Raw genomic sequence first — 19,587 nt, forward strand, 5'->3', positions numbered from 1 at the left:
AAGCAATCCATCCCTCCACGCGTGGAGAGGTGGATTGCTTCGCTTCGCTCGCAATGACGGGGGATATACAAATCCGGTATAGCTGCGCGAGCCAGATGCGAAGGGAGTTAAGCCTCCTCGCACGCTAAGCCTTCCGGCGTGAGACGTGCCGCTGCGTGTCCCCAGACCGAGGCCATGATGGACCAGATTGCCGTTCACCAGGACAGCGCGACCAGCACCGACTGGCCGGTCGCGATCTACCGCACGCTGAAGAGCTTTGGCGTGGCGCAGGTGTCCTACGTCCCCGACGCGGGACACTCGAAGCTGATCAAGCTCTCGCACGCCGATGCCGACATCAAGACCACGGTGCTGACCACCGAGGAGGAAGGCGTGGCGCTGTCCGCCGGCGCCTGGCTCGGCGGCGACCGCGCGGTGCTGCTGATGCAATCGAGCGGCGTCGGCAATTGCGTCAACATGCTGTCGCTGATGGCGAGCTGCCGCTTCCCGCTTCTGACCTTGGTGACGATGCGCGGCGAATGGGCCGAGTTCAATCCCTGGCAGATCCCGATGGGCCGCGCGACGCCGCAGGCCTTCGAGATCATGGGCACCACCGTGCTGCGGCTGGAAAACCCCGACGACGCCGAGGAGGTGATCTCGGCCGCCGCCTCGCTCGCCTACGACGGCGACCAGCAGGTCGCGGTGCTGATCTCGCAACGGATGATCGGCCGCAAGAAGTGGACCAGGGAGACGCATTGATGTCAGCGCCAACAGGCACTCTCGACCGCCGCGTCGCCGTGAAGGCGCTGCTTGCCGACCGTGGCGAGCTGCTCGTGATCTCCGGGCTCGGCTCCTCGTCCTATGATCTGTTCGATGCCGGCGAGCACCCCGGCAATTTCTATCTCTGGGGCGCGATGGGAGGCGCTGCGATGGTCGGGCTCGGCCTCGCACTGGCACAGCCGAAGCGTCCGGTGCTGGTGATCACAGGTGACGGCGAGCAGCTGATGGGAATCGGCAGCCTCTTGACCATCGCGACCAAGCAGCCCGGCAATCTCTCGATCGCAGTGCTCGACAACGGCCATTTCGGCGAGACCGGCATGCAGCTCAGCCATTCCGGCCTCGGCGCCAAGCTGGAGGTGATCGCTGATGGCGCGGGCATCAGGAATGTCTCCGACATCGCCGACATGGCCGGCATCGAGCGCTTCCGCGCGAGCCTGCAGGATCTCGGCGGCGGCCCCCGGCTGGCGCGGATCAGGATCGCCTCAGGCGAAGTCGAGCGCGCGCTGCCGCCGCGTGACGGCACCTATCTCAAGAACCGCTTCCGCGGCCATCTCGGCCTCGCGGTGAAGTGATGCGAAGCCGCGCTCAGGCGAGCTGGATATCCCAGAGCCCCTCGGCGCGGCACGCGGCGACCTCGTCGCGCAGCAATTTTGCAATCAGCGTGATCGCGTTGGAGCCGGGATGCTCGACCGGCGACGCCAGCGTCAGCTCGCGCCGCGGCGCGGGACGTGCGATGGAGGCGGTCTCGAGCCGGCCCTCCGCGACCTCGGCGCGCACCGAGGACGGCGGCAGCAGGGTGTATCCGAGCCCTTCCTCGACCAGGCTGGTCAGCACCCGGAACGAATCCGCCTCCAGCTTGACGTCGAGATCGATCTTCTTTCTGGCCGCGGCATGTTCGAGCAGCGCACGGAGGCCGTGCGAATGACTTGGCAGCACCAGGCGCTGGCGCATCAGCCAGCCGAAATCCACCTGCTTCTTCTGCTTCAGCCCGCTGCCGCGCGGGCCGACCGCGACGATGCTGTCGCGGCCGAGGCTCTGCACCGCCAGATGCAGATCGACCGAGGGGCCGTAGATCACCGCAAGATCCATCTCGCCGCGATGCAGCCATTCGATCAGATGGCCGCTGTAGCTTTCGACGATGCAGAGCGAGATGCCGGGATAGCGTTCCACCGTGCGCCGCGCCAGCCGCGCCGAGATCACGCAGCTCACCGTCGGCACGAGACCGAGCACCACGCGCCCCGACGGCGCGCCGCCGGCGGACTGGATGTCGTCGCGGATCTGGTCGATCTGCCGCACGATGCCCCCGGTGCGCGCCAGCAGCAGCCGGCCGGCATCGGTCAGCACCATGCCGCGGCCGTTGCGCGTGAACAATTCGGTGCGCAGCTCGTGTTCCAAGAGCTTGATCTGCCGGCTCAGCGCCGGCTGCGCGACCCGCAAGGTATCGGATGCCTTGCTCAGGCTGCCCAGTTCCGCGACACACGCAAAGGTCCTAAGCTGGCGGAAATCCATACTTGCCAATCCTGGAAGGCAGGTTCATACGCTATAACAAAACAGCATAGGGAGTTTACCGGGGTCCCACAACAGCGGGCGTTTCGTCCGTTTCAGGCGCAACCTCTCGGCAAGACAGAACAATGACCTCACACGATCAGAACATCGACGACCATTCCGACATCCGCGACGCCGTCGCAAAACTCTGCGCGCAGTTTCCCGGCGAATACTGGCGCAAGCTCGACCGCCAGATGGCCTATCCGAAGGAGTTCGTCGACGCGCTGACCGAGGCCGGCTATCTCTCGGTGTTGATCCCCGAGGAATACGGCGGCGCGGGCCTGAAACTGTCGGCAGCCGCGGCGATCCTGGAAGAGATCCAGCGCGCCGGCTGCAATGGCGGCGGCTGCCACGCCCAGATGTACACGATGGGCACCGTGCTGCGGCACGGCAACGACGCGCAGAAGGCGAAATATCTGCCGAAGGTCGCGACCGGCGAATTGCGGCTGCAGGCGTTCGGCGTCACCGAGCCGACCAGCGGCACCGACACCTCCTCGCTGAAGACCTTTGCGCGCCGCGACGGTGACCATTACATCGTCAACGGCCAGAAGATCTGGACCAGCCGCGCCGAATATTCCGACCTGATGGTGCTGCTGGCGCGCACCACACCGAAGGAGCAGTCGAAGAAGCGCACCGACGGGCTATCGGTATTCATCGTCGACATGCGCGAGGTGAAGGGCAAGGGGCTGGAGATCCGCCCGATCCGCACCATGATGAACCACGCCACCACCGAAGTGTTCTTCACCGATATGAAGGTGCCGGCGGAAAACCTGATCGGCGAGGAAGGCAAGGGTTTCCGCTACATCCTCTCCGGCATGAATGCCGAGCGCATCCTGATCGCGGCCGAATGCGTCGGCGATGCCAAGTGGTTCATCCAGAAGGCGACCAGCTACGCCAAGGAGCGCAGCGTGTTCGGCCGGCCGATCGGCCAGAACCAGGGAATCCAGTTTCCGATCGCAAAGGCCTACGCCTCGATGCGCGCGGCCGAATTGATGGTGAAGGAAGCCACCCGCAAATATGAAGCCGGGCTCGACTGCGGCGCCGAGGCCAACATGGCCAAGATGCTGGCGGCCGATGCGTCCTGGGAAGCGGCCAATGCCTGCGTGCAGACCCATGGCGGCTTCGGCTTCGCCGAGGAGTACGACGTCGAGCGCAAGTTCCGCGAAACCCGGCTCTACCAGGTGGCGCCGATCTCGACCAATCTGATCCTGTCCTTCGTCGCCGAGCATGTGCTCGGCATGCCCCGCTCCTACTGAGTTGTCTGATCATGCTGCCGCTTGAGGGATTGACCGTCATCGCCGTCGAACAGGCGGTCGCCGCGCCGTTCTGCTCGTCACGCCTGGCCGATGCCGGCGCCCATGTCATCAAGATCGAGCGGCCGGAGGGCGATTTCGCCCGCGGCTACGACGCTGCGGCGAAGGGCCAGAGCAGCTATTTCGTCTGGCTCAACCGCGGCAAGGATTCCGCCGTGGTCGACCTCGCCACCACGGAAGGCCGCGCGCAGTTGGAAGAACTGATCGCGAGCGCCGACGTACTGCTGCAGAATTTGAAGCCGGGCTCGATGGACAAGCTCGGCTTCTCGCGCGAACGGTTGCGCAAGGACTACCCGAAGCTGATCATGTGCACGATCACCGGCTATGGCGACACCGGCCCCTATGCCGACCGCAAGGCGTACGATCTCCTGATCCAGGCAGAGAGCGGCCTTGCCTCGATCACCGGTGGTCCCGAGGGCGCCTCGCGCGTCGGCATGTCGATCGTCGACGTCGCGACCGGCGCCACCGCGCATGCCGCGATCCTCGAGGCGCTGATCGGCCGCGGCCGCACCGGAGACGGCGCCGATATCCGGATCTCGATGTTCGACGTGATGGCCGACTGGCTCACCGTGCCGCTGCTCAATGCCGAGGACGGCAAGTCGCCGAAACGCATCGGCCTCGCCCATCCCTCGATCGCGCCCTATGGGGTGTTCCGCTCCAGGGACGGCAAGGAAATCCTGATCTCGATCCAGAGCGAGCGCGAGTGGAAGACGCTGTGCGCCAAGGTGCTGGGCCAGCCGGACCTGCCCGACGATCCGCGCTTCGCCAACATGGTCGAGCGCGTGCGCAACCGCGCTCTGACCGACGGCATCGTCAGCGACAGCTTCGGCAGATTGACGCGCGAGGAGTTGCTGGCGAGGCTCGCCGAAGCCGACATCGCCTTCGCCGAGGTCAACAGCATGGATGACCTCGCCAGGCATCCGCATCTGCGCCGCATCGAGGTCGACACGCCGAACGGCAAGGTCAGCTATCCGGCGCCGGCTGCGATCGTGGTCGGCGAGGACAGGCCTTACGGCAAGGTGCCCGCGATCGGCGAGCGCATCAAACGTTCCTGAAATCCCTCCTGCCCGGGCAACACAGCCATGAGCGACAAACTCGACCTCGATCATCTCCGCCAATGGATCGGCAAGACCACGGAGGCCTCCGACGTCGTCACGAAGTATCTCGTGATGGGCCTGCGTGCGACGCTGTTCCAGGAGATCGGCGAGCCGAAGGCCGGCGACGCCGCGCCGTGGACCACGCATTGGTGCCTGGCGCAGCCGGTGTTTCCGATGTCGCAGCTTGGCCCCGACGGCCATCCGACCCGCGGCGGCTTCCTGCCGCCGGTGCCGCTGCCGCGCCGGATGTGGGCCGGCGGCGAGCTCGAATTCTTCGACGCCTTGCGCATCGGCGACGAGGCCAAGCGGACCTCGAAGATCGCCGACGTCACGGTGAAGTCCGGCTCGACCGGCACGCTGTGCTTCGTCTCGGTCAATCATGAGGTGACGACGTCGCGCGGGCTTGCGGTCCGCGAGCGGCAGGACATCGTCTATCGCGAGATGACGGCGACGCAAGGCGCAGCTCCGGCCAAGGCGCCGCCGCCTCCCCCGGTCGCGCAGCATCGCGAGAGCCATGTGTCCGATCCGGTGCTGCTGTTTCGTTACTCGGCGTTGACCTTCAACGGCCACCGCATCCACTACGACCGCGACTACGTCACCAAGGTCGAGGGCTATCCGGGCCTGATCTTCCACGGCCCGCTGCAGGCCTCCTTCATCGTCGAGCTCGCCGCGAAACTCCGCGGCGGCAAGCCGCCGAAGAAGCTTTCCTATCGTGGCGTGCAGCCGCTGTTCGAGGGCAGCGAGTTCTCGATCAATGCCAATGACAAGGACGGCGGCATGGAGCTGTGGACCGCCAATGCCGAGGGCCAGCCGACCATGAAGGGCACGGCGACCTGGTAAGGTCCGATTGCGACACGAGATGAAGGGCCGGCTTTCGCCGGCGTCATCTATCCTTTACTGTGGTCGCATTCAGCCACGGATCACGGGATCATGAGTCGCTTCTGGAGTTCGGTCGTCCACAACCTGTCGCCCTACGTGCCCGGCGAGCAGCCCAAGATCGACGGCCTCGTCAAGCTCAATACCAACGAGAATCCCTACCCGCCGTCGCCGCGCGCGATCGCAGCGATCACTGCGACCACGGATCGCCTGCGGCTCTATCCGGATCCGCGCGCAACCGCCCTGCGCGAGGCGGTCGCGGCGCGCTACGGTGTCGCGGCGGACGAGGTGTTCGTCGGCAATGGCTCGGACGAGGTGCTGGCGCACGCCTTTCCAGCGCTGCTGAAGCACGACGCGCCGCTGCTGTTCCCCGACATCACCTACAGCTTCTACCCGGTCTATTGCCGCCTCTATGGCGTCGGTTACGAAACCGTGCCGCTCGATGCCGCGATGCGGATCAACCTTGCCGACTACCGGCGCCCGGACAGCGCCATCCTGCTGTGCAATCCCAACGCGCCGACCGGCATCGCGCTGCCGCGCACAGCGATCGAGGCGCTGCTCGCCGAGCAGCCGGACCGGCTGGTGGTGGTCGACGAGGCCTATGTCGACTTCGGCGCCGAGAGCGCGGTGCCGCTGGTCGCGCGGCACGACAATCTGCTTGTGATCCAGACGCTCTCCAAGTCGCGCGCGCTGGCGGGACTGCGGGTCGGTTTCGCGATCGGCCAGCGCCCGCTGATCGAGGCGCTGGAGCGGGTCAAGGACAGCTTCAACTCCTATCCGCTGGATTGCTTCGCGATCGCAGGCGCGGTCGCCTCGATCGAGGACGACGCGTGGTTCGAGGAGACGCGGCAGCGCATCATCAGGAGTCGCGAGGCGCTCTCCCGCGGCCTCAGCGAGCTCGGCTTCGAGGTGCTGCCGTCGCATGCGAATTTCGTATTCGCCCGCCATGGTGGCCATCGCGGTACCGATCTGGCCGCGAAGCTGCGCGCGCGTGGCGTGCTGGTGCGGCATTTCCAGAAGCCCCGGATCGAGGATTTCCTGCGCATCACGGTCGGCACCGACGATGAATGCGGCCGCCTGCTCGACCTGCTGCGCGGCATGGTCTGATGTCCATCGGCAAACCACGCAACTTGCGATCGATGGCGCCAACCTGCATAGTGACCGCGCGGCAAGATGCACGGTTCTCCGGGAAGGAGCGGTCATGCGATTTGCGATCGGCGACGCAACAGTCGACGTTATCGTCGACGACGATGATTTCGGGCTTCCGCTCTCCGAATTCCTGCCCGGATACGATCGCGGCTTGATCGAGGCGCATCGCGATACCCTGGAGCCGGTGTTTATCGATCTCGCCGCGAACCTCGCAAAGCACGCGATCCAGAGTTTTGTGGTGAGAACCGGCGGACGAACGCTGCTGATCGACGCCTGCATCGGCGAGCACAAGGACATCCCGGAGATCCCGGCCTGGCATCGGCGGCGCGACAGCAGCTATCTCGATCGGTTGCACGCCTGCGGCGTCGATCCAGCCGGCATCGATCTGGTGTTCTGCACCCATCTGCATGTCGATCACGTCGGCTGGAATACGCGCCAGGATAACGGCCGCTGGCAGCCGACCTTTGCCAACGCGCGCTATCTGTTCGGCCGCCGCGAGCTGGCCGACTGGATGGCGCAGCACGATGCCGGCCGCGCGCCGCCGATCCACGCCCGCGCACTGGAGCAGAGCGTCATTCCGATCGTCGAAGCCGGCCGGGTCGATCTGGTCGACGACGGCCATGAGTTGGGACCGGGCCTGCGGCTGGTGCCGTTGCCGGGCCACACCAGCGGCCAGATGGGATTGATGGTGGACTACCCGCAACATCGCGCGATCTTTTGCGGCGATGCCGTGCACAATCCGGTGCAGATTTTCCAGCCCGGCCTGTCGACGTCATCCTGCACCGACCCGCAACTGGCCGGCAAGACGCGCACGAATATCCTGGCGGAGGCAGCTGACAGCGGCCGGCTCGTCATCCCCGCCCACTTCCGCGGCACGCGCTGCGCCCATATCCGTCGAGACGGCGGCAGCTACGCGCCGGTGTTCAACACCGCTCCCCGGTGACGCCTGGGTGCAAACCGCCCGCGCGCTGCGGCTGACTGTCACGGATCGAATGGATACTCCTGTTTGACCGCTCACTCCGGCAGTGGCTTGCCGGTCTGCTCACGGACGATGTAGTCGGCGTACCAGTCCGGCCAGTTCGCATCGGGCCTTCCGGTCCGCTTTTCGTGCTCGCCATGGGCCGTTGCTGCACGGCGCAGGGCAGCGGCGAGATCGCCCTGCGAGGCGAACGTCGCGCTGTTGCCGTCGATACGTCCGGGCAGACGCTGCGTGACCTGCTGCAGCAGCCAGACATTGCCGTCGGGATCGCTGAAGGTCGCGAGCGAGCCATAGCTCGGCCGTTCCGGATCGGGCCCAATGATGCGGCCTTCCGCGCCGCGGTGAAACACCTCGCTGACGTCGACACCGCGTGTGATCAGCTCGGTGCGCGCCGCCTCGATATCGTTGACGATCAGGAAGCGCGGCAGCGCCGAGCCCCTGTCGAGATGAACGGAGGTCGGCGAACCCGGCGGCGTCAGTTGCAGCGCCCGCGACCCGTCCGCCCTGACAAAGTCGGCATCGAGCCGCCAACCCAAATTTTCATAGAAGCGCTTGGCCCGATCGGCGTCGGACACCGGAATCACGACGACCTCGAGCTTCATGTCGATCCCCGGTTTCGGAACCCTGCTTTCGGCACTCATGGCTCGCTCCTTGAAATGTGAGGGGCCGGGCTAAAGTCGCCCGTTGCACCCGAACCAACGATAGCGCATGTTACTATGATAATCATAGTAAAAGCCTGATGAAGAAAACGTGATGGCCAAGCCAAAGGGCAAACCTGCTGACCAAACGCTCTGTCCGATTGCACGCGCGGAAACCGTGGTGGGCGATCGCTGGACGGTGCTGGTGTTGCGCGAGCTGTTCGCGCGCAACCGCCGTTTCGAGGAGATTCAGGCCTATACCGGCGCGACCCCGCAGATGATCGCGGCACGGCTGAAGCAGCTGGAGGCGGACGGCCTGGTGACGCGGCGCGTCTACAACAAGCACCCGCTGCGCCACGAATATCATCTGACGGAGAAAGGCGAGGCCTTCTTCCCCGTGCTGTTCGCGCTGCGCGCCTGGGGCGAGACCTGGTGCAAGTCGCCCAAAGACGGCCTCTCCATGAACTACACGCACCTTGGCTGCGGCAAGCCGGCCGGGCTCGGCCCGGTCTGCCAGTCCTGCGGCGAGCCGCTGCACTGGGCCGACATGGGGGCCGAGCGAACGCCAAAATATCAAAGAGAGCGCGACGCGCGCTGGGAGGCCTTCAAGGCAAGTCGCTGAGTTCCGACGACGCCAGGCCATTCGCAATCTCTCGATCACGCGGGACCGCCCCGCACAACACAGGAGACCACCATGCCATTCGTTCGTATCGACCTGAAACGCGGCAAGTCCGCCGAATATCGCAAGACCCTGGGCGAGATCGTCTACAAGGCGATGCGCGAGGTGATCAACGTGCCGGAGAATGACAAGTTTCAGGTCATCACCGAGCACGACCGCGGCGACCTCAACTATGCCGACAACTATCTCGGCAACAGCTACAGCGACGATCTCGTCTTCATCCAGATCACGCTGAATGCGGGGCGCACGGTCGAGATGAAGAAGACGTTCTACAAGCGGATCGTCGACGACTTCCAGAGCCAGCTACGGGGACGCCCGGACGACATCTTCATCAACCTGGTGGAGGTCGCCAAGGAGAACTGGTCGTTCGGCAACGGCATCGCCCAATACGCGAGCTGAACGCGCAACAGGCATGCGCCGGACGGACGGCCACCTGCCTGGCGGTCTGCCGTCCGCCGCTTGCGATCGGCATTGCCAGCACGCATAGTGCGCGCCGCACGAACAACAACAAGCAGGGAGGCAACCATGAGGACGATCGCAGCCGCGCTGTGCGCGCTCGCGCTGATCGCAACCGGTGCGCAGGCACAGACGCTCAAGGAGTTCATGGCAACAGTCATGAAGAAATGGACCGCGCCGTTCGAACCGTTCCAGCTGATCGACAACATCTACTACGTGGGCACGGACGGGATCGCGGTCTACATCATCAAGACGTCGCAGGGGCTGATCCTGATGGACACGGCGATGCAGCAGTCGACCGGCATGATCAAGGACAACATCGCCAAGCTCGGCTTCAAGGAAGGCGACATCAAGATCATCCTCAACAGCCACGCCCATCTCGACCACACCGGCGGCTTCGCCGAGATCAAGCAGGAGACCGGGGCGCAGCTGATCGCCGGCGAGCGCGACAAGCCGCTGCTCGAGGGCGGTTACTATCCGGGCGACGAGAGCAACGCCGATCTCGCCTTTACGCCTGTGAAGGTCGACCGCACCGTCAAGGAAGGCGACAAGGTGACGCTCGGCGACGTGACACTGACCGCGCACATTACACCCGGCCATTCGCCCGGCTGCACCAGCTGGGAGATGACGGTGAGGGACGGCAGCCAGACGCGCAACGTGCTGTTCTTCTGCAGCGGAACGGTGGCGCTGAACCGGTTGGTCGGCCGCCCGACCTATCCCGGCATCGTCGACGACTACCGCGCGACCTTCGCCAAGGTCGAGGCGATGAAGGTCGACGTGCTGCTTGGGCCGCATCCGGAGGTCTACGACATGCAGGCCAAGCGCGCGCAGATGAAGGACGGCGCGCCGAACCCGTTCGTCAAGCCCGGCGAGAATGCCAGCTATGTGGCCGGGCTGGAGCAGGATTTCGACAAGCAACTCGCCAAGCAGACCGCCGCGCTGCAGAAGGCGAATTAGGGAGCAAAGTAAAAGGTTGTCCCGTCATCCCCGCGCGAAGGCTGCGCCTTTGCCGCTGGAGGAGCGCGCAGCGCATCTCGAAGGATGACGGATGCAGCGCAATCTCCCCCTCGTCGTCCCGGCGAAAGCCGGGACGACATCGAGTATGTTGCGTGATCGAAAGTCATACATTCATGGTCTCTCGGGATGACGCGGAGTAACAGTCTGGGATTTCTTCAGCCGTTGCCGCGGCAACTATGGATGCAGCGCAGCTTGACATCGTCAGGCAATCCATCGACAGGTGGATTGCCTTTCCGCTCTTGCTGCCCGCAATGACGGAACACAACAAGACACAAATGGGAGCCGCCCGATGTCCTCGCGCAAACCCGCCGCCGGCAAGGCCAGGACCGTCACCGTCAAGGACGCCACCTTCGGCCTGCTGCGCGCGTGGGGCATCAGACGCGTGTTCGGCAATCCCGGCTCGACCGAGCTGCCGTTTCTGAGCGACTGGCCCGATGACATCGATTACGTGCTCGGCCTGCAGGAGGCCTCCGTGGTCGGCATGGCCGACGGCTATGCGCTGGCGACGCGCAATGCCGGTTTCGTCAATCTGCATTCGGCGGCCGGCGTCGGCAACGCGCTCGGCAACATCTACAACGCCTATCGCAACCAGACCCCGCTCGTGATTACCGCCGGCCAGCAGGCGCGCTCGATCATGCCGCTGCAGGCCTTCCTCTACGCCGAGCGCGCCTCCGAATTCCCGCGGCCTTACGTGAAGTTCGCGGTCGAGCCGGCGCGGGCCGAGGACGTGCCCGCCGCGATCGCGCGCGCTTACTATGTCGCGATGCAGCCGCCATGCGGGCCGACCTTCGTCTCGGTGCCGATCGACGACTGGGCGCATGCGACGCAACCGCTCGACGCGCGCCAGGTCAGCCGCGAGGTCGGCCCCGACCTGTCGGCGATGCAGGCGCTGGTGGCGGCGCTCGGGGAAGCCAAGCGCCCTGCCCTCGTCGTCGGTCCCGCCGTCGATCGCGCGCAAGCCGTCGATCTCATGGTGCAGGTCGCCGAGAAGACCAAGGCCGCGGTCTGGGCCAGTCCGTTCTCGGCGCGCTGCTCGTTCCCCGAACGGCATCCGCAATTTGCCGGCTTCCTGCATGCCGCGCCGGGCCAGCTCTCCGATGCGCTGCGCGAGCATGATCTCGTCGTCGTGGTCGGCGCGCCGGTGTTCACCTTCCATGTCGAGGGCCACGCCGCGATCTTCGACGGCGCGACCGCGATCTTCCAGATCACCGATGATCCCGACGCCGCCGCGATGACGCCGGCCGGCCACAGCATTGTCGCGACGATGAAGCCGGCGCTCTCGGCGCTGCTCGAGATGCTGCCCGAAACCAAACGCACCGCGCCGGCCGGCCGCGTCCTGCCGCCGGCGCCCGCAGCCGGCGACCCGATCCCCGCCGAATACGCGCTGCATGCGCTCTCGGCCGCGATGGGACCGCATGATGCGCTGGTCGAGGAAGTGCCGTCGCATCGCCCGCTGATGCAGAAGGCGATGCCGATGCGCGGCCAGGACAGCTTCTACACCATGGCGAGCGGCGGCCTCGGCTACAGCCTGCCGGCCGCGGTCGGCATGGCGCTCGGCCGCAGCACAGGGCGCACGGTCTGCCTGATCGGCGACGGCTCGGCGATGTATTCGATCCAGGCGCTGTGGACCGCCGCGCAGCGCAAGCTGCCGCTGACGGTCGTCGTGATGAACAATTCCGGTTATGGCGCGATGCGCTCGTTCAGCCAGGTGATGCAGGTGCGCAACGTGCCGGGCCTCGATTTGCCCGGCATCGATTTCGTCAAGCTCGCCGAAGGCATGGGCTGCGACGCGGTGCGGGTGACGAAGTCGGCCGAGCTCGCGAGTGCTTACAAGCGCGCGCTCGGTCATCCGGGCGCCAGCCTGATCGAGGTGATGGTGGATTCCGCGGTGCCGCTGCTCTACACGCAGAAGGGGTGAAGATCGGGCCGATCGTGGCGAACCTTCAGCACAGGTAGTGAGGAAGCCACCAGCGGTCGGGTTCCCTCCCCCCTTGCGGGGGGGAGGGTTAGGGAGAGGGGTGCCACACGGCGCACTCTCTATATGCGTCTCAATGCTGCGCGGTCGCAGTTGCGAAAGCGAAACGCGCTTCAATCATCTCGCACGGGGCTTACCCCTCTCCCCAGCCCTCCCCCGCAAGGGGGGAGGGAGCCTGACGGGCATGCTCACCTCACCAGAACAGGCTCCTGCTCCAGCGCCGATGCCGACGGCGTCGGCACCTCGCAGCCGGTGGCGCAGCAGCGGCCGGGCTGCTTCGACACCCGCTGTCCCTGGTCGACGAGGCCGCGGCCGAGCAGAGTCTCGACCAGCTCGGCCTTCTCCATCACGGGATAGTTGCGCCAGATCTCGCGCTTCATCGCCTCCGGTGAGCCGCCGCCATGCAGCGAGATCACCGAGTACCAACCGGCTTCGTGCGAAACCGTGAGGTCCTCGATCAGCCGCGCCACCTCGGCGCGTTGCTCGGCCGGAATATCCGGACGTCCGCCCATCACGGCGGCGAGCGAAGCGCGCGTCTCGGGATTGTGGTCCTCGTCGGGACCCGGCAGCGCCACGATCAGGCCGCCGGAGACATAATGCGCGACGCGATGCATGTCGTAGATCTTGGTCGCCAGCAGCAGCTTGCCGATGTTCGAGAACACCGCATCCGGCATCACCGAGCCGGCCGGGTCCTTCGTGCAGTAAACCGACGACGCGACGCCGCAGGCATAGAAGCTTTCGGTGATGGTGATGAGCTCGACCATCGCCTCGCGGATATGCGCGTGCTTCTCGGCATCGAGCCCATTGGCCTCGATCATCAGCGCGCCGGCGCCGATCAGGAGATCGCCGAAGCCGGCGCGCGCGCCGATGCAGGAATGCCGGTGATGCGTGGCGTAGGAGGTGGTGAGGAACCCGCCCTCCTCGGTCTCGCCGGCGAGGAAGACGCGGTCGTGCGGCACGAATACGTCGTCGAAGATCACGACCCCGACCGACTGGCCGTACTTCGCCGAGAACTTTGCTGATGCGTCGCCGGGCCGACCGGCCGGGCGCGCGATGATGGTAACGCCGGGCGCATCGACCGGCACCGCGCAACAGACCGCAAAATCCTTGTCGTCGGGCACGTGGGTGCGGCACGGCATCACCAGGAATTCGTGCATGTAGGGCGCGCCGGTCACGATCGCCTTGGTGCCGCGGATCACGATCCCATCCGGGCGACGCTCCCTGATGTGGACATAGACATCCGGATTGGCCTGCAGGCCCGGGCGCCTGGAGCGGTCGCCCTTCGCGTCGGTCATGGCGATGCCGAGCGTCAGGTCCTGGTCCTGCACCGCGTGCAGATAGTTGAGGAAGCGCTGGCTGTAATCGGTGCCGTGGCGGTCGTCGGTCAGCTTCGTCGACTGATAGAGACCATTGAACGCATCATGGGTGAGATAGCGCTGCGCGCAGCCCGACGTTCTGCACACCAGCCGCACCGCCTCGAGCTTGTAGAGCAGGTCCTGCGAGCTCTGATCGATGTGCAGCATGCGGTTGACGGTCTTGCCCGAGGTCGCCTGCCGCGCCGTCATGATCGGCGCATGCTCGGGCTGGTGCGCGAAATCATAGGTCACACCGACACCGGCAACGCCCGGCGCGAGCAGCGGCTCGTCCGCGACGCTTGCCACCGCCGCGCCGTTGACGAACACCCGCGGCGTGTAGCGGCGCAGGGATTCCCGGTAGTCCGCAGCCGTCATCAGCATGGCGTTCCTCCCTTGCTCATTTATTCTAACAGTGTTAGATTATTGAACGCTGTTAGAATTGAGTCAAGAACGGATTCGCCCCGGACATGCAGATGCGCGAGAGCAGGAAGGAAGCGGTCAGCCGCCACAAGCGGGAGCTGATCCTCGATGCGGCGCGCAGCGTGTTCGCCGAGGAAGGCCTCGAGGGCGCCAGCCTGCGGGCGATCGCGACCCGGGCCGGCTACACGCCGGCGGCGCTATATTTCCACTTCGATTCCAAGGAGGCGATCTATGCCGAGGTGTTGCGGCAATCGCTGGCCTCGCTGGGCCAAGCCGTCAGCGCGGCGGTCGCGACGACGCGCGGCGCCAAGCAAAAGCTGCACGCCGCCGGCATGGCGTTCTTCCGCTATTATGCGGACCATCCGCGCGACCTCGATCTCGGCTTCTATCTGTTCCGCGGCGGCATGAAGCCGGCCGGGCTCGGCCATGACCGCGACCACGCGCTGAACGCCGCGCTGGAAGCCGCGCTGCATCCGATCGCGGAGGCGGCCGAAGCGCTTGGCGCGTCGCGGCCAAAGGCGAACACGGTGATGGTCGACTGCTTCGCCCACGCGACCGGCCTGTTGCTGTTGCTGCACACCGGCCGCATCAGGATGTTCGGCGCCTCGGCCCCCGATCTGATGGATGCCTATCTGCGCGACAAGATCGCGCAGCTCGCGAAGGAGTGAGGCGGCTCTTAGCGTAGCCCGGATGAAGCGCAGCGAAATCCGGGATTCACGTCACGACATCCAACCCGGATTACGCTTCGCTTCATCCGGGCTATGGGTCTCACTTCCCGTGGCTCTCGCGCATCTTGGCCTGGATCTTGGCCATGCCGCCGATCCAGCGGTCGTAGTTCTCGGTCTTCTTGCGCATGTAGCCGAGCACCTGCGGGTGCGGCAGGATCAGGAAGGTTTCCTGCTCGATGCCCTTCAGCGCATCCTGCGCGACCTGCTCGGCGGTGAGATCGCCGTCGCCGGATTGCGGGCCCTTCGGGATCGAGCGCAGCATGTTGGTGTCGACGCCCTGCGGGCAGAGGATCGAGACCTTGATGTTGTCGGCGCGGTGCGAGATCGCGAGGTTCTCGGCGAAGCCGACCGCGGCGTGCTTGGTGGTCGAGTAAGCCGGGCTGCCGACCTGCGACAGCAGGCCCGCCGCCGAGATCGTGTTGAGGAAGTAGCCCTCGCCGCGCGCCTTCATGCGCGGCACCAGATGCCGGGCGGCATAGACATGCGCCATCACGTGGATCGCCCAGCTCCGCGACCACGGCTCGTCCGAGGTGCCGCCGGCATTCTTCGACAGCGGATCGAAGCCGCCGCCGATGCCGGCATTGGAGCAGAACAGCGCGATCGGACCGAACATGCGCTCGGTCTCCTCGATCACGTGCAGGATGTTCTTCTCCTGCCCGACATCGCATTTGAACGCGGCGCCGCCGACCGAGGCCGCGACCTTCTCGGCCGCCGCATGATCGAGGTCGACCACCACGACCTTGGATGCGCCCGCGGCGTGGAACGCCTCGCACAGCGCCTTGCCGATGCCGTTGCCACCGCCGGTGACCACCACCACTTTACCTGCCACCTGCATGGCCGTCCTCCCGATATCTTTGCTTGCACACTGTCGCTCTGCTCACCCCGCTCCTATATCCCGTCACCCTGAGGAGTCGCGCAGCGGCGTCTCGAAGGGTCGACGGCCACCGGCCGGGCCGTGCATCCTTCGAGACGCGCTCCGCGCTCCTCCAGCGACAAAGGCGAAGCCTTTGCGCGGGGATGACGGGACAACGCGCAACGGGCGTATCACGAAACATGATAGCCCATCCGGCGCAGATGGCGAGAACTTCAGCTTGCCAGCACGACGTCGAACACCGCCATGTAATGGCAGGCAGCCCCGAGCAGCACGAAGCCGTGCCAGATCGCGTTCTGGAAGCGCAGCCGCCGCCAGGAGTGGAAGATCACGCCCAGGCTGTAGAGGATGCCGCCCGCCAGCACGAAGCCGAGCGCCATCGCCGGCAGCGCCTTGACGACGCGGTCGTAGAGCATGATGCCGCTCCAGCCCATCGCGAGATAGAGCCCGACCGAGAGCCGGTCGAACCGGCCGGGGTAGCGCAGCTTCAGCCAGATCCCGACGATCGCCACGCACCACACGCCGACCAGCAGCGCGATTGCAAAATAACTGTCCTTCAGTTCCACGATGAACGGCGTGTAGGTCGCGGCGATCAGGAGATAGATCGCGGAATGATCGAAGCGCCGCAGCACCCATTTGGCGCGCGACACCGGCCAGAGATTATAGGTGGCAGACAGCACCAGCATGGCAAGCAGGCCCGCGACATAGACCGAGACCACGGCAACGTCGAACGGGCCGGCATAGACCGCGGTCAACACGATCAACGCGGTGGCGGCAATCAGCCCGAACGCGACGCCGACGAGATGGACAACGCCGTCGGCGATCAGCTCGGCGCGGTCGTAGTTCCACAGCGCGGCGCCGGCCGCGTGAATCGAGGTCTGGGCAAGTTGCTTCAGGCGAAAGACCGTCATGCAGGCTTTCCTGTGGGCCGATAGTCTATGGGTAGCGCAGGCAGCGCGATGCGTTCAATCCCCATCCCCTTGGCAATCCCCTCGCCTGCAAAGGCGCCGGAAATGTGAAGCTTGATTTCGGCCCGATAATCGCCACCTTGCGGGTGATCGCCCGCCGCTTTTGGCCCCCTCCTGCCGGGTTTTTCGTCAACCCTCCATGCCCCCCAGTTTCCAAGATATCGTCGAGGAAGCGCGTCTCTCGGCGCGGGCGCTGCTCGACTATGGCGAGGGCTTCTTCAACCCGACGGTGCGGCTCGGCGTCACCGGCCTGTCGCGCGCCGGCAAGACCGTGTTCATCACCGCGCTGGTGCACGGCCTGACCCGCGGCGGCCGCTTCCCGGTATTCGAGCCCTATGCCTCGGGGCGGATCGCGCGTGCCTATCTCGCACCGCAACCTGACGATGCAGTGCCGCGTTTCGCCTATGAGAACCACGTCCGCACCCTGGTCGAGGAACGGACCTGGCCGAGCTCGACCACCGACATCTCCGAGCTTCGCCTGGTGATCGAGTATCAGCGGCAAAATGGCGCGGACCGCACGCTGACCCTCGACATCGTCGACTATCCCGGCGAGTGGCTGCTCGACCTGCCGCTTCTCAACAAGAGCTACGAGCAATGGTCGACGGAGAGCCTTGCGCTGTCGCGCGAGCCGTTGCGCGCGACGCTCGCCGCGCCGTGGCACGCCCATCTCGCGACGCTGAAGCCTGAAGCTAAAGAGGACGAGCAGGCCGCGCTCACCGAGGCACGACTGTTCACCGACTATCTGCGCGCCTGCCGCGACGAGCGCTTTGCGATGAGCCTGCTGCCGCCCGGCCGCTTCCTGATGCCGGGCAACCTCGCCAATACGCCGGCGCTGACCTTCGCGCCGCTCGACGTGCCGGTGGACGGCAGCGCGCCCGACGGCTCGCTGTGGGCGATGATGCGGCGGCGCTACGAGGCCTACAAGGACGTCGTGGTGCGGCCGTTCTTCCGCGATCATTTCGCGCGGCTCGATCGCCAGATCGTGCTGGCCGATGCGCTCGCCGCGTTCAATGCCGGTCCCGAGGCGCTGCACGATCTCGAGGCCGCGCTTGCCGGCATCCTCGACTGTTTCCGGATCGGCCGCAGCACGATCCTGAGCACGCTGTTCCGGCCGCGCATCGATCGCATCCTGTTCGCGGCCACCAAGGCCGACCATCTGCACCACCAGAGCCACGACCGGCTGGAAGCCGTGCTGCGGCGGATCGTGGCCAAGGCCGCCGAGCGCGCCGAATATGCGGGAGCTGCGATCGACGTGGTGGCGCTCGCCGCCGTGCGCGCGACGCGCGAGGCGCAGGTCCAGCGCGGCCGCGACCGGCTGCCGTCGATCCTCGGCACGCCGGCGCCGGGCGAAATCGCCAATGGCGAGACGCTTGACGGCGAAACCGAGGTCGCGACCTTCCCGGGCGACCTGCCCGACGATCCGGAGGAGCTGTTCAACGGCGGATTCCGCGGCCTCTCGAGCACCGGCACCGATGCCGCCGACTATCGCTTCCTGCGCTTCCGCCCGCCGAAGCTGGAACGAAACGGCGACGCGGAGCCCACGCTGCCTCACATCCGCCTTGACCGCGCCCTCCAGTTCCTGATCGGAGACAAACTGCAATGAACGAGAAGACGCCTCCGCGGCGGCCGGCGACGTTCAAGCTCGACGATCCCGGCGTGGTCGTGATGGATCCGGACGACAATGGCCGCCTCACCCGCGGCACGATCCAGATCGTGCCGCGGGCCGAGCCCGCGCAACTCCCGATCCCGGTCGATACCCCCCTGCTGCCGGCGCGCCGCGGCTTCCGCTGGGGCACGTTGTTCTGGAGCGCAGTCGCGGGCCTCGTGGTGCTCGGTACCGGGCTCGGCGTGATCAACCTGGTCGAGGACCTGTTCGCGCGCAACGAAGGTCTCGGCGTCCTTGGGCTCGGGCTCGCCGTGATCGCCACGGTGGCGCTCGGCGTCGTCACCATGCGCGAGCTGGTCGGCCTGGCGCGGCTGGCGACCATCGAGAAGCTGCATCTGCGCGCAGCGGAAGTGCTGATCAGCGACGACCGCGCCGCGAGCCGGGCGATCGTTGCCGATTTGCTCAAGCTCGCGCACCAGACCCCGCAGCTCGCCCGCGCCCGCAGCGCGTTGCAGAGCCACACCGATGATATCATTGATGGCGCCGACATGATCCGCCTCGCCGAACGCGAATTGATGACGCCGCTCGACGAGGAGGCGCGGCGGCTGGTGTCATCAGCGGCGCAGCGCGTCTCCGTCGTCACCGCAGTTAGCCCGCGCGCGCTGTTCGACGTGCTGTTCGTGTTCGTGGCGAGCTTGCGGATGATCCGCCAGCTGGCGCGGCTCTATGGCGGCCGGCCCGGCGCGCTCGGCATGATCCGCCTGCTGCGCCACGTCATCGCACATCTCGCGATCACCGGCGGCATGGCGGCGAGCGATAGCATGATCCAGCAGATGCTCGGCCACGGCATCGCGGCAAAACTGTCGCAACGGCTCGGCGAAGGCATGCTCAACGGCCTGTTGACCGCCCGCCTCGGCCTCGCCGCGATCGACGTCACCCGCCCGTTGCCCTTCAACGCGCTGCCGCGCCCGGCGCTGACCGATCTCGCGAAAGACCTGATCCGCAAGCGCGAGGACGAGGAATAGCGGCGGCTTGCTTCAGCGAACGCCCGCGCCCGTTATTGCGCCCTCTCCCCTTGTGGGAGAGGGCAGCTCAGATGTGAGCCACAAACTCGCTTGGGTGAGGGGTATCCATCCACACGCACCGCATTTGCGGAGAC

General features: G+C 66.1%; 19 protein-coding genes. 14 read left to right on the forward strand and 5 right to left on the reverse strand.

Annotated elements, in window-relative coordinates; translation table 11 throughout:
* The first annotated feature begins 174 nt into the window (after positions 1–174).
* Together BRSPCE3_RS25625 and BRSPCE3_RS25630 are read left to right on the forward strand one after the other, a co-directional pair.
* Positions 175–735: a thiamine pyrophosphate-binding protein gene (locus BRSPCE3_RS25625; protein WP_244069077.1), complete on the forward strand. Its 561-nt coding sequence runs from the start codon at positions 175–177 to the stop codon at positions 733–735.
* Positions 735–1,328, forward strand: a complete 594-nt coding sequence (locus BRSPCE3_RS25630) for a thiamine pyrophosphate-dependent enzyme (protein WP_244069078.1) — start codon at positions 735–737, stop codon at positions 1,326–1,328. Before BRSPCE3_RS25625 ends, BRSPCE3_RS25630 begins: the two co-directional genes overlap by 1 nt.
* Before the next feature lie 13 nt (positions 1,329–1,341).
* On the opposite strand, the gene BRSPCE3_RS25635 is transcribed toward BRSPCE3_RS25630, so the two are convergent.
* Positions 1,342–2,265, reverse strand: a complete 924-nt coding sequence (locus BRSPCE3_RS25635; RefSeq protein WP_244069079.1) for a LysR substrate-binding domain-containing protein — start codon at positions 2,263–2,265, stop codon at positions 1,342–1,344.
* Positions 2,266–2,387: 122 nt separating this feature from the next.
* Between BRSPCE3_RS25635 and BRSPCE3_RS25640 the strand changes: the two genes are divergently transcribed.
* From BRSPCE3_RS25640 to BRSPCE3_RS25660, 5 genes are all read left to right on the forward strand, one after another.
* Positions 2,388–3,557, forward strand: coding sequence for an acyl-CoA dehydrogenase family protein (locus BRSPCE3_RS25640; protein WP_244069080.1), 1,170 nt, complete (start codon positions 2,388–2,390; stop codon positions 3,555–3,557).
* A gap of 11 nt (positions 3,558–3,568) precedes the next feature.
* Positions 3,569–4,669 (forward strand): CaiB/BaiF CoA-transferase family protein, encoded by a 1,101-nt coding sequence (locus BRSPCE3_RS25645; protein WP_244069081.1) that lies wholly within the window; start codon positions 3,569–3,571, stop codon positions 4,667–4,669.
* Between the two features lie 27 nt (positions 4,670–4,696).
* The gene (locus BRSPCE3_RS25650; protein WP_244069082.1) at positions 4,697–5,551 is read left to right on the forward strand and encodes a MaoC family dehydratase N-terminal domain-containing protein; all 855 of its coding nucleotides are present in this window, start codon (positions 4,697–4,699) and stop codon (positions 5,549–5,551) included.
* 90 nt (positions 5,552–5,641) lie between these two features.
* Positions 5,642–6,694 (forward strand): histidinol-phosphate transaminase, encoded by a 1,053-nt coding sequence (gene hisC / locus BRSPCE3_RS25655; protein ID WP_244069083.1) that lies wholly within the window; start codon positions 5,642–5,644, stop codon positions 6,692–6,694.
* 94 nt (positions 6,695–6,788) lie between these two features.
* Positions 6,789–7,679: an MBL fold metallo-hydrolase gene (locus tag BRSPCE3_RS25660; RefSeq protein ID WP_244069084.1), complete on the forward strand. Its 891-nt coding sequence runs from the start codon at positions 6,789–6,791 to the stop codon at positions 7,677–7,679.
* Between the two features lie 71 nt (positions 7,680–7,750).
* Here the strand turns inward: BRSPCE3_RS25660 and BRSPCE3_RS25665 are convergent, their stop codons facing one another.
* Positions 7,751–8,356 (reverse strand): VOC family protein, encoded by a 606-nt coding sequence (locus BRSPCE3_RS25665; RefSeq protein WP_244069085.1) that lies wholly within the window; start codon positions 8,354–8,356, stop codon positions 7,751–7,753.
* A 112-nt stretch (positions 8,357–8,468) separates the two neighbouring features.
* On the opposite strand from BRSPCE3_RS25665, the gene BRSPCE3_RS25670 reads away from it, so the two are divergent.
* The 4 genes from BRSPCE3_RS25670 to mdlC all read left to right on the forward strand — a co-directional run bounded on the left by BRSPCE3_RS25670 (position 8,469) and on the right by mdlC (position 12,423).
* On the forward strand, positions 8,469–8,975 hold the full coding sequence (locus BRSPCE3_RS25670) for a helix-turn-helix domain-containing protein (RefSeq protein ID WP_244069086.1): 507 nt from the start codon (positions 8,469–8,471) through the stop codon (positions 8,973–8,975).
* A gap of 72 nt (positions 8,976–9,047) precedes the next feature.
* Complete coding sequence (locus BRSPCE3_RS25675) at positions 9,048–9,431, forward strand: tautomerase family protein (RefSeq protein ID WP_244069087.1); 384 nt, start codon at positions 9,048–9,050, stop codon at positions 9,429–9,431.
* 126 nt (positions 9,432–9,557) lie between these two features.
* A complete protein-coding gene (blaBJP, locus tag BRSPCE3_RS25680; RefSeq protein WP_244069088.1) occupies positions 9,558–10,445 on the forward strand; it encodes a BJP family subclass B3 metallo-beta-lactamase in 888 nt (295 codons plus the stop codon).
* A 349-nt stretch (positions 10,446–10,794) separates the two neighbouring features.
* Positions 10,795–12,423, forward strand: coding sequence for a benzoylformate decarboxylase (gene mdlC / locus BRSPCE3_RS25685; protein ID WP_244069089.1), 1,629 nt, complete (start codon positions 10,795–10,797; stop codon positions 12,421–12,423).
* Between the two features lie 245 nt (positions 12,424–12,668).
* Here the strand turns inward: mdlC and BRSPCE3_RS25690 are convergent, their stop codons facing one another.
* Complete coding sequence (locus BRSPCE3_RS25690) at positions 12,669–14,216, reverse strand: 4-hydroxyphenylacetate 3-hydroxylase family protein (protein WP_244069090.1); 1,548 nt, start codon at positions 14,214–14,216, stop codon at positions 12,669–12,671.
* 92 nt (positions 14,217–14,308) lie between these two features.
* Between BRSPCE3_RS25690 and BRSPCE3_RS25695 the strand changes: the two genes are divergently transcribed.
* Positions 14,309–14,923 carry a TetR/AcrR family transcriptional regulator gene (locus BRSPCE3_RS25695; protein ID WP_244069091.1) on the forward strand — a complete coding sequence of 205 codons (615 nt, stop codon included), beginning with the start codon at positions 14,309–14,311 and terminating at the stop codon, positions 14,921–14,923.
* A gap of 100 nt (positions 14,924–15,023) precedes the next feature.
* Here BRSPCE3_RS25695 and BRSPCE3_RS25700 read toward each other — a convergent pair whose 3' ends face one another.
* Together BRSPCE3_RS25700 and BRSPCE3_RS25705 are read right to left on the reverse strand one after the other, a co-directional pair.
* Entirely contained in the window at positions 15,024–15,818 is a 795-nt protein-coding gene (locus BRSPCE3_RS25700; protein ID WP_163149412.1) for an SDR family oxidoreductase, read from the reverse strand.
* A gap of 251 nt (positions 15,819–16,069) precedes the next feature.
* The gene (locus tag BRSPCE3_RS25705; protein WP_244069092.1) at positions 16,070–16,765 is read right to left on the reverse strand and encodes a hemolysin III family protein; all 696 of its coding nucleotides are present in this window, start codon (positions 16,763–16,765) and stop codon (positions 16,070–16,072) included.
* 196 nt (positions 16,766–16,961) lie between these two features.
* On the opposite strand from BRSPCE3_RS25705, the gene BRSPCE3_RS25710 reads away from it, so the two are divergent.
* Complete coding sequence (locus BRSPCE3_RS25710) at positions 16,962–18,425, forward strand: YcjX family protein (RefSeq protein WP_244069093.1); 1,464 nt, start codon at positions 16,962–16,964, stop codon at positions 18,423–18,425.
* Positions 18,422–19,453, forward strand: a complete 1,032-nt coding sequence (locus tag BRSPCE3_RS25715; RefSeq protein WP_244069094.1) for a YcjF family protein — start codon at positions 18,422–18,424, stop codon at positions 19,451–19,453. The genes BRSPCE3_RS25710 and BRSPCE3_RS25715 overlap by 4 nt, the downstream gene beginning before the upstream one ends.
* Positions 19,454–19,587 lie beyond the last annotated feature (134 nt).

The organism is Bradyrhizobium sp. Ce-3 (assembly GCF_022835695.1).
In the GTDB taxonomy this organism is placed as follows: Bacteria; Pseudomonadota; Alphaproteobacteria; order Rhizobiales; family Xanthobacteraceae; genus Bradyrhizobium.

Excerpts from the sequence above, each read along its gene's own strand:
- BRSPCE3_RS25625 (WP_244069077.1), top strand. The coding sequence starts at position 175 with ATGATGGACCAGATTGCCGTTCACCAGGACAGCGCGACCAGCACCGAC.
- BRSPCE3_RS25630 (WP_244069078.1), top strand. The coding sequence starts at position 735 with ATGTCAGCGCCAACAGGCACTCTCGACCGCCGCGTCGCCGTGAAGGCG.
- BRSPCE3_RS25635 (WP_244069079.1), bottom strand. The coding sequence starts at position 2,265 with ATGGATTTCCGCCAGCTTAGGACCTTTGCGTGTGTCGCGGAACTGGGC.
- BRSPCE3_RS25640 (WP_244069080.1), top strand. The coding sequence starts at position 2,388 with ATGACCTCACACGATCAGAACATCGACGACCATTCCGACATCCGCGAC.
- BRSPCE3_RS25645 (WP_244069081.1), top strand. The coding sequence starts at position 3,569 with ATGCTGCCGCTTGAGGGATTGACCGTCATCGCCGTCGAACAGGCGGTC.
- BRSPCE3_RS25650 (WP_244069082.1), top strand. The coding sequence starts at position 4,697 with ATGAGCGACAAACTCGACCTCGATCATCTCCGCCAATGGATCGGCAAG.
- hisC (WP_244069083.1), top strand. The coding sequence starts at position 5,642 with ATGAGTCGCTTCTGGAGTTCGGTCGTCCACAACCTGTCGCCCTACGTG.
- BRSPCE3_RS25660 (WP_244069084.1), top strand. The coding sequence starts at position 6,789 with ATGCGATTTGCGATCGGCGACGCAACAGTCGACGTTATCGTCGACGAC.
- BRSPCE3_RS25665 (WP_244069085.1), bottom strand. The coding sequence starts at position 8,356 with ATGAGTGCCGAAAGCAGGGTTCCGAAACCGGGGATCGACATGAAGCTC.
- BRSPCE3_RS25670 (WP_244069086.1), top strand. The coding sequence starts at position 8,469 with ATGGCCAAGCCAAAGGGCAAACCTGCTGACCAAACGCTCTGTCCGATT.
- BRSPCE3_RS25675 (WP_244069087.1), top strand. The coding sequence starts at position 9,048 with ATGCCATTCGTTCGTATCGACCTGAAACGCGGCAAGTCCGCCGAATAT.
- blaBJP (WP_244069088.1), top strand. The coding sequence starts at position 9,558 with ATGAGGACGATCGCAGCCGCGCTGTGCGCGCTCGCGCTGATCGCAACC.
- mdlC (WP_244069089.1), top strand. The coding sequence starts at position 10,795 with ATGTCCTCGCGCAAACCCGCCGCCGGCAAGGCCAGGACCGTCACCGTC.
- BRSPCE3_RS25690 (WP_244069090.1), bottom strand. The coding sequence starts at position 14,216 with ATGCTGATGACGGCTGCGGACTACCGGGAATCCCTGCGCCGCTACACG.
- BRSPCE3_RS25695 (WP_244069091.1), top strand. The coding sequence starts at position 14,309 with ATGCGCGAGAGCAGGAAGGAAGCGGTCAGCCGCCACAAGCGGGAGCTG.
- BRSPCE3_RS25700 (WP_163149412.1), bottom strand. The coding sequence starts at position 15,818 with ATGCAGGTGGCAGGTAAAGTGGTGGTGGTCACCGGCGGTGGCAACGGC.
- BRSPCE3_RS25705 (WP_244069092.1), bottom strand. The coding sequence starts at position 16,765 with ATGACGGTCTTTCGCCTGAAGCAACTTGCCCAGACCTCGATTCACGCG.
- BRSPCE3_RS25710 (WP_244069093.1), top strand. The coding sequence starts at position 16,962 with ATGCCCCCCAGTTTCCAAGATATCGTCGAGGAAGCGCGTCTCTCGGCG.
- BRSPCE3_RS25715 (WP_244069094.1), top strand. The coding sequence starts at position 18,422 with ATGAACGAGAAGACGCCTCCGCGGCGGCCGGCGACGTTCAAGCTCGAC.